This window comes from Bradyrhizobium sp. USDA 4474 (genome assembly GCF_054057515.1).
Map to the genome: position 1 here is coordinate 386,926 of NZ_JBSRZJ010000002.1, position 11,482 is coordinate 398,407.

11 protein-coding genes and 1 tRNA gene are annotated in these 11,482 nt (G+C 63.2%); 6 read left to right on the top strand and 6 right to left on the bottom strand.

Translation table 11 applies throughout. The features are described from left to right. Positions 1–36: 36 nt before the first annotated feature. Both ACVW16_RS03545 and ACVW16_RS03550 read left to right on the top strand, forming a co-directional pair. Positions 37–843, top strand: a complete 807-nt coding sequence (locus ACVW16_RS03545; RefSeq protein ID WP_456735392.1) for a polysaccharide deacetylase family protein — start codon at positions 37–39, stop codon at positions 841–843. A 172-nt stretch (positions 844–1,015) separates the two neighbouring features. Further along, entirely contained in the window at positions 1,016–2,275 is a 1,260-nt protein-coding gene (locus tag ACVW16_RS03550) for a polysaccharide deacetylase family protein (RefSeq protein WP_456735393.1), read from the top strand. 9 nt (positions 2,276–2,284) lie between these two features. On the opposite strand, the gene ACVW16_RS03555 is transcribed toward ACVW16_RS03550, so the two are convergent. Continuing rightward, positions 2,285–2,659 carry a hypothetical protein gene (locus ACVW16_RS03555; RefSeq protein WP_456703998.1) on the bottom strand — a complete coding sequence of 125 codons (375 nt, stop codon included), beginning with the start codon at positions 2,657–2,659 and terminating at the stop codon, positions 2,285–2,287. A gap of 227 nt (positions 2,660–2,886) precedes the next feature. Here ACVW16_RS03555 and ACVW16_RS03560 point away from each other — a divergent pair, with 227 nt between their 5' ends. Further along, on the top strand, positions 2,887–3,144 hold the full coding sequence (locus ACVW16_RS03560) for a hypothetical protein (protein ID WP_177243547.1): 258 nt from the start codon (positions 2,887–2,889) through the stop codon (positions 3,142–3,144). 136 nt (positions 3,145–3,280) lie between these two features. Here the strand turns inward: ACVW16_RS03560 and ACVW16_RS03565 are convergent, their stop codons facing one another. From ACVW16_RS03565 to ACVW16_RS03580, 4 genes are all read right to left on the bottom strand, one after another. Further along, positions 3,281–5,287, bottom strand: coding sequence for a glycosyltransferase (locus ACVW16_RS03565; protein WP_456735394.1), 2,007 nt, complete (start codon positions 5,285–5,287; stop codon positions 3,281–3,283). Positions 5,288–5,476: 189 nt separating this feature from the next. Continuing rightward, positions 5,477–6,757, bottom strand: coding sequence for an HlyD family efflux transporter periplasmic adaptor subunit (locus ACVW16_RS03570; RefSeq protein WP_456704001.1), 1,281 nt, complete (start codon positions 6,755–6,757; stop codon positions 5,477–5,479). Positions 6,758–7,765: 1,008 nt separating this feature from the next. Next, positions 7,766–7,850, bottom strand: a tRNA-Leu gene (locus ACVW16_RS03575). A gap of 189 nt (positions 7,851–8,039) precedes the next feature. Next, on the bottom strand, positions 8,040–8,282 hold the full coding sequence (locus ACVW16_RS03580; RefSeq protein WP_456704002.1) for a FliM/FliN family flagellar motor switch protein: 243 nt from the start codon (positions 8,280–8,282) through the stop codon (positions 8,040–8,042). 108 nt (positions 8,283–8,390) lie between these two features. On the opposite strand from ACVW16_RS03580, the gene lipB reads away from it, so the two are divergent. Both lipB and ACVW16_RS03590 read left to right on the top strand, forming a co-directional pair. Continuing rightward, a complete protein-coding gene (gene lipB / locus ACVW16_RS03585; RefSeq protein ID WP_456735395.1) occupies positions 8,391–9,140 on the top strand; it encodes a lipoyl(octanoyl) transferase LipB in 750 nt (249 codons plus the stop codon). A 195-nt stretch (positions 9,141–9,335) separates the two neighbouring features. Beyond that, complete coding sequence (locus ACVW16_RS03590; protein WP_456735396.1) at positions 9,336–10,049, top strand: DNA helicase; 714 nt, start codon at positions 9,336–9,338, stop codon at positions 10,047–10,049. Between the two features lie 43 nt (positions 10,050–10,092). Here ACVW16_RS03590 and ACVW16_RS03595 read toward each other — a convergent pair whose 3' ends face one another. Continuing rightward, positions 10,093–10,515, bottom strand: coding sequence for a tautomerase family protein (locus tag ACVW16_RS03595; RefSeq protein WP_456735397.1), 423 nt, complete (start codon positions 10,513–10,515; stop codon positions 10,093–10,095). A 111-nt stretch (positions 10,516–10,626) separates the two neighbouring features. Here ACVW16_RS03595 and ACVW16_RS03600 point away from each other — a divergent pair, with 111 nt between their 5' ends. After that, the gene (locus ACVW16_RS03600; RefSeq protein ID WP_456735398.1) at positions 10,627–11,481 is read left to right on the top strand and encodes a LysR family transcriptional regulator; all 855 of its coding nucleotides are present in this window, start codon (positions 10,627–10,629) and stop codon (positions 11,479–11,481) included. The last annotated feature ends 1 nt before the right edge of the window (position 11,482 follow it).

The following is an 11,482-nucleotide window of genomic DNA, read 5'->3' on the forward strand; positions in this document are numbered from 1 at the left end:
CAGTCAGGCAATACCCGCAAGGCAATCTGGAGCGCAATGGCAAAGATAAAGCGGCCAAAATGGACCTCGATCACATGGGGCCTGGCTCTCGCCGCCCTCAGCGCGATCGGCTCGGTGAAGGCTGCGGACTGCCCGCGGGAGGATGCGCTCGGCACCTCGCGGATCCTGAGCGTCGATGCCAAGACCACGCCGCGCGTCGGCCTGAAGAGCTTTCCGCAGACACTGCCGCTCGCCGATCATGAGGTGGTGCTGACATTCGACGACGGCCCCCGTCCGAAGACGACCTCGAAGGTGCTGGAGGCGCTGGCGCAGGAATGCGTGCGCGCAACCTTCTTCCTGGTGGGCCGGAGCGCCGCCGAACATCCTGAGATGGTCAGGCGCATCGCCCGAGAGGGCCACACCATCGGCCATCACACCTGGTCGCATCCGTACATGGCGCGGATCCCGGCCGATGCGGCGAGGTACGAGATCGACCACGGCATCGCGTCCGACGAGATGGCGCTGCACGGGGTCTCGACCTCGACGCCGTCGACGCCGTTCTTCCGCTTCCCCTATTTCGAATCCACGCCGGCCCAGCTCGACCTGCTCCAGGAGCGCGGCATCGTCGTGTTCGGCGCCGATCTCTGGGCGAGCGACTGGAACGACATGACGCCGGAACAGGAATTGAAGCTCATAACCGAGCGGATCACCGCCGCCGGCAAGGGCATCATACTGTTCCACGACGCCCAAGCGCGCACAGCGGCCATGATGCCGGCTTTCCTGCGGTTTTTGCGGGAGAACGGCTTCCACATCGTCCATATCGTGCCGGCGGACACATCACAAAAGGACGCCCAGGCGCGTTGATGCCGGAATGTCACGCGGGCGCAAAATGGGGTGATTTGAGCCCTATTAACACTCTGTTCATGCTACGCCATGCAATGATCGAGGGGCGGGAAAGGTCTTTGCGCCTGAACCGTTTCCGGGCAATTCCGAGCTACGGATATTGCAGCCGACGCAGATGAGGCACACGGAGTTCATGATCGGAAGTAGCGTTGTTTTTCGGACGCGATCGTGGGCCGTCCTGCTGACCGTCCTGCTCCCTGGGTTTGTGACCACGGCAGCCTTCGCGGCCGACTGCCCGGGACATCCTGATGCCCTCGGCACTTCCCGCACCCTCGTCGTCGATCCGCGCGAGCATCCGCGCGTCGGAACCATGCAGTACCGCGAGACCTTGCCGCTGAAGGACCACGAGGTCGTCCTCACCTTCGACGACGGTCCGCTGCCGAAATATTCCAACCAGGTGCTGCAGATTCTCGCCGACGAGTGCATCAAGGCGACCTTCTTCATCATTGGCCAGCAGGCCAAGGCGAACCCGGAAGGCGTGCGCAAGCTGGTCGCGGCGGGCCACACCGTCGGCACGCACAGCATGACCCATCCGCTGACGATGAACCGGATGCCGATCGAGAAGGCCGAGGCCGAGATCAACGGCGGCATCGAGTGGACCACAGCGGCGATGACGGATCCATCCAAGCTGGCGCCGTTCTTCCGCATCCCCGGCCTGATGCGCGCCGACGGCGTTGAAAATCTGCTGATCTCCCGTGGCATTCAGGTGTGGAGCGCCGACTTCCCGGCCGACGACTGGCGCCACATCTCGCCGGATCGCGTCTACCAGCTCGCGATCCAGCGGCTGGAGGCCAAGGGCAAGGGCATCCTGCTGCTGCATGACATCCAGGCGCGCACGGTGACAGCGCTGCCGAAGATCATCCGCGACCTCAAGGCACGCGGCTATCGTATCGTGCATGTCGTGCCCGCGACCGCCGACCGGCCGGCGACGCCGACCACGCCGGTGGAGTGGCTGCTGCATCCGCCGACAGAGACGACGCCGATCGCGCGCTGGCCTGCCGTGCCGAATTTCGTGTTCACGCAGACCGCGACGCTGCCGGCGCCCGGTCTTGCCGACCTCAACGCGCAGACGGCGCACCAGCCGCTGCTGCTGCCGCGCAAGACCATGGCGCAGTCGGATGTCGCGGCCACCCTGCCCGCACCCGGTCGCGATCTGTTCGCGATCCCGGAGGGCTCGGTCGAGGTGCTGCTGTCGGCGACCTTGTCGCGGCGCGCCGCGACGAGACTCGCGATGGCGGCCGAGGCGCCGCCTGCCCGCAAGGGCAAGGCTGGAAAGGTGAGGACTGGGCAAAGCGCCCATACTGCGCATGCCGCACCGAAGCACGCTGCTCAAGCCAAGACCGCGGCGCCCCGCCCGACCCGCGTCGCCACCAGTGTGAAAAAACGCGCCTGAGTAAAGCCGTTACTGCCGCATGATGGCGGCGACGCAGAGCAGCACGATCAGCGCCAGGAAGAACAGGTCCATATAAGACTTGAGCTCGCCGTCGCGGCGTAGCCGCGCGACATCGACGACGAGCTGCTTGCGCCCGGCGGTTCCGCCGGCGCCGTCGTTGATCGGCGCTTGCAGGCGACGCGCCTCGGCTTCAAGTTTCTCGATCTTCTGGAAGAAGTAGAAGGCACGCAGCGTCGAGGCCGCGCGCATGCCGGTGTAAACAAGCACGAGGATCGCCAGGCCCGCCCGGTGCTCGTATTTCTCCACGTAGTTCAGGCTGAAATAGACCATCGCCAGAAACAGGAAATTGGTCAGGAAGCGGTAGACGAAGCTTAGAAAGACCATGCTGGCTCCAGCCGCGAGAGGTCGCGCAAGTCCCGTCTACGCCAACTTTGTTTCAACAACGACATCGTCGCCCGCGCGCCGCCGCCTTTTAGCCGCACTCCGTCATAATGCAAGCGAGAGCGCGAAACTGCCCGGCGTTGTGCGAGCCACCACGCCGCGTGGAGATTTGAGTGAAGCTACGGTAGACTGGCTGCCACCGCCAGAGGTGTGCGGACTGGGATCTGCCGATGCCGAAAAAGGGAATCACGGGCCACGACGACTGGGTCCTGACCGAGGCGCTCGCGACGGCACTGGTCGCGCTGGAGCAGCTGGAGGAGAAGCACCAGCCGAGCGCGCATATGGACGACATCCGCAAGCTGCTGTCGAACGGCAAGGAGCCGGCGGCCGTGAGCCTGCACCTCGCGCAGGCCAAATGCCGCCTGTTCCCCGATCTCGACCCGCTCGAAATCTACCGGGAATACGGGATCGGCGAGGAATATGGCTAGGCACCGGCGTGCTTTGCGCGACAATCGCAAGAACCGCTTCCTGCCCGCACTCCCCCTGGCTACCGCGGTTCCGACGGCAATATCGCCCGCGGTTCGAGCAGACCGGACGATGAGCATAGGGATCAACGCCATCAGCTCAGTCGACGACCTCGGGCACCGAACCGATGCCCGGGCTAAGCCGGGTTCTGGTGAAACTTGTCGGGTGCAGGCTTCTAATTCCGGCGAGATGTTCCAAATCGCCGCTCCGCGGTTGAGGCCGGATGACCAGGCTCTCGGCCGGCAGACGCTCAGCCGGCCGAGGCGCTGCGGGTTTCGCGCCACTTGCCTCAACCTGAGGCAACGGCGCAGTCATTGACCAGATGCTCTTGAGCATCGTTCTGTTCACCGACCACGCGATGAGACCTTTCTCCTTCAGGCGGCCGACGGTAAAGAGCTTGCGGATCAACAGGTCTCGTTCAAGCGACTGAGGCAATTTGAACTGCAGCCCGGCGAGCTGGCCTCTTTGTTGCACGATCATCGCGTCGATCCAGCCCACTTGCATGATGTGTACGCGCAGTTCCTTGCTGCGAGGACAGTCGACGCTGGAATGGAGCAGGACGCCAGCGCCGGAAAGGGAGATGTTGCTCATGCGCCCGGAAAGCAGCTCACCGGTCTCAGTCTGGATCAAGACCGATTCGTCGACATCGAAGCGTTCCTCGGAGCGTCCCATCCGCGCCTGTAGCGAGGTCATGCAGACGAAGAACAGCACGACGATGTTCACAACCGACCAGAAGGCAACCATCGGCAAGGCGGCCGGATGGTCGATGATGCGCCATTCCGGGATGGTGTTCAGAACGAGGCCGACGACTGTCAGCCCCATCAGGGCCGCCGAAGGCCAGAATATCTCGGCAGCATAGCTTGCGCACCGCGCGGCGGCTCCCTTGGGCGTCACCCTGAACGCATGTCCCTTCGGCTTGACGAGAGTCCCGAGCACCGTGGGTAGAATCTTGAAGCTCTGGATGGTCGCCGACACCTGAGCAGCGAGTGGAAAATGCGCGTGCGGCGCGAACCACGAGATACCCCCGTTGAGCGCCAGGATCGCGGGAAACAAGTAATAGAAGACCGATTCGGGGGTGACGTCGACGACAGGCGCGAGGCCGGTCCACATGAATACGATCGGAACCAGCACGACCATCAGCGCCCTCAAGCCCAATGAGAGCCAATGCGTCGGAAAGAAGAGGAGCCGATGCATCAAGCTCAGTCCGGGGCCGAGCGGGCCGGCGGCGAGATAGAGAGTCTGGATCGCGCCACGCGCCCAGCGTTGCCGTTGCACAAAAAAGGCGCCAAGGCTTTCCGGCGCCAATCCAATTGCCAGCGGTTCGCAGAGATAACGGGTGACGTAGCCTTGGCGCAGCAGGACCAGCGTCAGCAGGATGTCTTCAGTAATGGACTGGGTCGGCAAGGAATCGCCCACCGCGCGGAGTGCGGCACGACGCGTGACCGAGTTGGACCCGCAACAAAAGGCACCATCCCAGCCGTCCCGCGCGGGCATGATGGAATCGAAGAAGAAGCGTTGTTCGTCCGGCAGTCCCCTGTGCAGGCCTAGATTCGCCTGCATCGGGTCCTCATTATAGAAGGCGTGCGGGATCTGAACGATTCCGATCTTCGGATCGGCGAAGAAGCCCATTGTGCGCATCAGGAAATTGCGCTGCGGCACGAAGTCCGCGTCGAAGATCGCGAAGAACTCGCCACCGGTCATCGTCAACGCATGATTGATGTTGCCGGCTTTCGCATTCAAATTGTCGGAACGGGTGAGATACCCGGCACCCTTGTGCTCGCAGAGTTGCTTGAGCCAGGGCCTGCGACCATCATCCAGGACCCAGACCTGGAAATTCGGATAGTCCAGACAGAGTGCGCCGGTGATCGTCTTTTCCAGCACCTCGAACGGCTCGTCATAGGTTGGAATGAAGACGTCGACCGAGGGCAACCCATCATCCCGCAGGCCGCGAAGCCGACGTTCGTGCTGATCTGCCTCGCTGCGGCGATCGGTCCTGCGAAGAAAGGTCAGATAGAGAATGAACTGATCCGTGAAGGTCAGGAGCTCAACGAAGAGACAGAACCAGATCCAGCCGACCTGATACCAGGTCCCGCTTGCCGGCAGCACGGTGGTGAAGATCCGCCATTCGAGATAGCGGGCAACGACGAGCCAAACCGCGGCAAAAACGGCGACACGCGCCCAAAGGCGCGCGACTGCAAACGTCGGCGCCAACAGGTACATCGCCGCGAAGACGCCCAGCATCGGCGCGAACAGCTGGGCGAGAGACAGAGTCACGAGCTGCACGGAATCTCTCGCTCACAGGGATGACTGGTCGAGGTCCAGCCGCGCGGTCAGCCATATCAGCTTCGAGCTGACCAATCGAAGCAGCCCGTCGGCTCTGCGCTCGAAGCGCACTTCGGCCAACCGTCCGATGTCGCAGGAGCCGTTGTGGTCAGCCGCCGTCTCGTTTGGTGGCAACGAGATCTCAACAGTAATATTGCCCGGATCAGGCCGCGGCACCCGAGCCGCGAGCAGGCGATCATCCGCGTACGCCGCCGAGCCGCGAACTTGCCGGATCTGGCCGGTCTTCCACTCTCGACTCCCGATCAGGCGGACAGTCGCCGCATCTCCGGGCTTGATCTTCTCGAAATCGCGCTCGGGCAGTTCAACAACGATGAAGCGGCGTTCGCAATCTGCAAAATCAAAGACCGATTGCCCTTCCGTGACCATCGAGCCCGGGCTGGCCGCGACCGACCAGACCACGTGAGCTGCAGGCAGCGACAGATCGTAGTGATCAAGGCGATCAAGGCGAGCGCGCTCCGCTGCGATTTCTGCGGCCAGCTGCGCGGAACGTGAGCTGTTTTGCAACAGGTCCGTCTCAAGCTCCTGGCGACGGAGAACAAGCCGCTCGCGCTGCTGTTGAGAATAGGGTACGTCATTGGCATCGCCACGAAGATAAATGCCCTTCTCGGCCGCCGCCAACTCGGTCTTGAAGCGCTGCAGGCGTTCATCGGCCATCTGGCACCGCGTTACGGTTGCCTCCTCAGAAGCTTGCGCCTCGGCAGAACGCATCTGTGAACTGATGCCGAGCTTAACGAGCTTCTCCATCCGGCCCGCGACTTCGTTCCGCTGCCGCGCCTCGGCGAGACAGCCGCCTCTTTCAGCCTCCGTTTCCCCGATCTCGTGGCTCAGGCGCGCTATCGCCCCCAAACGATAATCCTCGCTGCGCTCGCGGAGCTTGCGATCGAGCTCGGCGATTTCCCCAAGTTGCCGACGTACGAGCTCGGCGCGTTTGGTGGACATGGCGAGCTGCTGATCGAGGTCAATGAGGTGCCGGCGATCCGGCGAACGTGCCTCGACCAGCGACACGACCCGGCTGCGCTGAAAATATTCACCTTTGCGTGGAAGATCAGAGGCGAGCTGACCTGCGATCGGTGCAGTCACTCGCATGAGCTCGGCGTTGACAAAGGCGGAGGGAGCGATTCTGTAGGTCACATACGGCAACAGGGCCCATCCGCTCAGAGCGATGATGCCGAGCGCGAGGGATCGTCGGACAATTCGGCTACGAATGAAGCGTTCGACATGCAATCGTACCACGGCTGGATCTCCAATGGGCTTTGGTCGCTGCACTCGCCTCAGCGAAGGCAATCAATCGCCGCGGCCCGCCTGGCATTGTCATGAAGTCTGCATCTGAGGCGCTGAGCAGATCCGGCAACGTTGCTGCCAGCCGAAATCGGGTTCGTCGCAATCGCAGACTCGTTTGCAACCAAGAGAAGTGTATTTAGGTTTCACCACATTAGGTTAACTTGTGTCAAAACCGGAAGATTACGGCCCCGACCAAAAATCGGGATGTGAACCTATTCCGGCTTGACGTCGGCGCGACATTGGCAGCGATCTTCTCCGCTTGGAGACGCGCGAAGCCGGACGTGCTGAGCCACCCCATTCCGGCGAACGCAGGGGATGTGCGTTGTCGGTGCAGTCGCGGATGCAAACGTCCCGCCGCGATCAAGCAGCAGCCGCACGCAGTCCGTGCGATTGCGCCAAGCCACGTGTGGTGCCGTTCGCCGCCAGGACCTGTCGCCGCGGGCGTCGCTCAAGTCGGGATGTGCATCGAGCAATCGGCCGAGCTCATCGGCACGGTCCTTCGCCACGGTGTCCGGATGGCCTTGACCGCCCGTTCCACCGCGATCGGACGATCGCGGCTCAGCAGGAAATCGCAAGCAGGAGACGATCGCCTCGCTGCCGTCGGCCGTGCCGGCGAAGACTCGTTTGCGGGTAACCTCGTCGACATGGGTCTATGCGCGCCAGCTCGCAAAGCCGGAGTTGCGCGCGCCTGCGGGCTCGGCCTCAGCGAGCTGTAGGTGAATGAGAGCCCGCCGATTACGACGCTCGCCTACGCAACTGCCCTCTCACGAGCAAGTCATGTTCTTGCTCAGCGAGGAGCTGGCACAATGAAGACACGACCAACCAAGGGAGTTAGCGCTGGAACGAGACCCGCAAGATCAAGAACCGAAGGATTGCGCCGGAAAGGCAATACATGCCCATTCAGTAACAATGCGGGAACAGAAAGCCGCGAAATCTCTGCTCTAACAAAGACTTATTACTTGGTGCGCTCGGAGGGACTCGAACCCCCACGATTTTACTCACTGCCACCTCAAGGCAGCGCGTCTACCAGTTCCGCCACGAGCGCTGGGAATGCCGGCTGAAGGCTTGAGGCCTGCCGCATCAACGGCGCCGATCTAACAAATCCATCAGTGGGGTACAAGCCTGCCGAGGCCCTGAATTCCACAAGCTTGGCAGGAAATTTTTGGCCCTGGCCAACGGGCTGCCGGGTCCCCGGGCCTGCCGGTCCCCGGACCGCTACCGCGCGGCCAGGCCGCTACCGCGTGCCCGGCGTCCGGGGCAGCATCTGCTTGACCTCGACGGCGATCCGGTTGCGATCGACCAGGACGACTCCGGATGCCACGGGCAGATTGTTGGCGAGAACCTTGACCTCGTCGGCCTCGGTTGCGTCCAGCTCGATGATGGCGCCGCGGGAAAGACGTAATACTTGATGGATCGGCATGGTGGTCGTCCCGAGGACAACCGTGAGATCCACGGTGACTTTATCGAGTGTGGGCACTGTCAGGACCGCCGCAAACTGGGACTAAGAAGAAACCGAGACTAAGAGACTTGGGATCAAGAGACTTGGCATTTGCGCCTGTGATCATCACCCCGTTATGGTTAGCCAATGGTTAATTCGCCGCAAAACCCTCGCCAGAACCAGCGTCAAGAGCTCGATTTGACGTCGTTTTCCGCCGCCGGCGGCGAGCCTGTCGAATGGCTCATCTCGGACGCGCCGGTGCCTTATCCGCAAGCCGTGGCGGCCATGGAGGCGCGAGTCGCCGCGATCGCGGCCGGCCAAGCGGCGGAACTGGTCTGGCTGCTCGAGCACCCCTCGCTCTACACCTCCGGCACCTCAGGCAAGGAAAGCGACCTGATCGATCCCCGTTTCCCGACTTTCTCGACCGGACGCGGCGGCCAGCTCACCTATCACGGCCCCGGCCAGCGGGTGGCCTACATCATGCTCGACCTCAAGCGCCGCCGGCCTGACGTCCGGGCCTATGTCGCGAGCCTTGAGGAACTGATTCTGAAAACGCTCGCCGCCTTCAACGTGCGCGGCGAGCGGCGCGAGGACCGGGTCGGCGTCTGGGTGAAGCGGCCGGACAAGGGAGCCGAGCACGAGGACAAGATCGCGGCAATCGGCGTGCGGCTGAAGCGCTGGGTCTCGTTCCATGGCATCGCCATCAATGTCGAGCCGGAGCTGGAGCACTTTGCCGGGATCGTGCCCTGCGGCGTCGCTGATCCCCGCTTCGGCGTCACATCGCTGGTCGATCTCGGCCAGCTCGTGACCATGGAAGACGTCGATGTCGCGCTTCGGCAGGCGTTTGAAGAGCTGTTCGGGCCGACCCGCGCGCTGCTGCCGGAAGCCGCCGCCTGACATTCCTGTCGGAGGCGCGCTACGCGCGTTCTCCGCCGGCGGGGAATCGGGTACGCTTGTATGAGGTGCCGCCTACGCCTCCCCCCTCCGCCGGGAAAGTACAGATCATACCGGGCGACTAAACCATCGGCCGACTGTTCGAGCGCCACGCATAAGGAGGGATTGCGCTTTCTGCTCGCATCAGGAGGTTTGACGATGAAATTGTCTGCGCCGATCTATCATCTCAAGCGAAAAGCCAAGCGCCTGTCCCGCGAGAAAGGCATTCCGCTGCACGATGCGCTCGACCGCGTCGCGACGACGCAAGGCTTTTCCGCCTGGAGCATGCTGGCAGCAAAGGCCGCAGCGCTGACCCCGGCGAGCAAGCTGTTTCCGCATTTTGCGCCCGGCGACCTCGTGCTGGTCGGCGCCCGGCCCGGTCAGGGCAAGACGCTGATGAGTCTCGAGCTTGCCGTGGAGGCCATGAAATCAGGCCATCGCGCCACATTCTTCTCGCTCGAATACACCGAGAAGGACGTGATCGATCGCTTGCATGCGATCGGCGCGCCCCCCGCGCAGTTCGACAAGCTATTCGAGATCGACTGCTCTGATGCGATCAGCGCCGATTACATCGTCAAGCAGATGGCCGCGGCGCCACGCGGCACCGTCCTCGTGATCGACTATCTGCAGCTGCTCGACCAGCGGAGGGCGAACCCTGACCTCACGGTCCAGGTGCGCGCGCTAAAATCCTTCGCGCGCGACAAGGGGCTGATCGTCGTCTTCATCTCGCAGATCGACCGCTCCTATGATCCCGCGATCAAGCCCTGCCCTGATCTCGGTGACGTCAGGCTTCCGAACCCGCTCGACCTGAAACTGTTCGACAAGACCTGCTTCCTGAACAAGTCCGTCGTTCAGTTCCGAGCAGCAAGCTGACGAACGGGCCGCGGGCGGGATCGCTCACCCGCGGCTTGCATCATCACGCCGCCTTCAGCGACACCTCGAGCTTGCCGGCGATGTAGCGCCGCTCCTGGGTCACGCCGCCGAAGCCGTAGGCGTCGCCCTTGACCTCGTCGACATGCAGATACGTCTCGGGATGCAGCGGGCCCAAAATCTCGGCCATGCGCTTGAACATCGCGGCGAGGTAGGCTGCCTTCTCGTCCTTGGTGTTGGTGCCTTCAGTGACGTGGATGTCGATCCAGTAGCTGGCGAGCTTCTGCTCGGCGAGTGACTTCCCGCCGGCGAACCAGTCATCTGCATCGACCGACTTCACGATGACGGCGGTCACCTTGGGGTCCTTGTGCAGGATTTTTGCGGTGAGCTCCGACACGGCGCTCGCGATGTCGGACTTCAGCGAGGGCGACTGGCGGGACGAGCTGTAGGACACGGTGATCAGCGGCATTGTCGTTCTCCTCAGGATGTCGCGCTGTTTGCGCGGCGTTGATGAGAAGCTAGACCTTCCCGCATCATTTTGGTATCTTATCTCTATAGATAGCAGTGATAAAACATCATAATGAAAGCCACACTCGATATTGCGACGGTCCAGGCCTTTCTGCTGGTCGCCGACCTCCAGAGCTTCACCCGCGCCGCGGAGGCGCTCGGCACGACACAGGCAGCCGTCAGCCTCAAGCTACAGAGACTGGAAGCGCTGCTGGGCAAACGTCTCGTCGAACGCTCGCCCCGGGCCGTCGGTCTCACCGCCGAGGGCGCGGGCTTCCTCGAGCGCGCCCGCGCTCTGATGGCGGCGCATGATCGTGCGCTCTCGGGCGAGGCGGCGGCCGCGCAGTCGCTCTCGCTCGGCATCTCCGACCATGCGGCAGGCCCTGAACTGGTGCCGCTGCTGGAACGGCTGCATACGATGTCGTCAGACCTGACGCTTGCCGTCACCATCGGCTTCTCGCGCCAGATGCAGGATGCCTATGATGCGGGCGAGCTGGATGCGGTGATCGTGCGCCAGGAAGGCAGCCGTCGCGGTGGCGAAAAACTAACCGAGGATGAGTTCGGCTGGTTCGCGTCGCGCCGCTTCACGCTGCCGAAGGGCGAGCCACTGCCGCTGGCAACACTCGCCCCACCCTGCGGCGTTCGCGCGATTGCCGTACGTGCGCTCGACAAGGCCGGCGTCACCTGGCGTGAGCGCTTCGTCGGCGGCGGGGTGACGGCGGTCGTTGCCGCTGCGCTTGCTGGCCTCGCGGTCGCACCGCTGGCGCGGCGGATCGCAGCTCCCGGGCTGATCGACGTCGGACCTGCGCACAAGCTGCCCAAGCTCGGCAGCTCGAAGGTGATGCTGCATTCGAAGGTCAGCGCCCCCGCCAAGCTCGCCGCCCTGCGTGCGGTGGCAGCGACGTTCCGGAGTGCAGCCTCCACCTGAC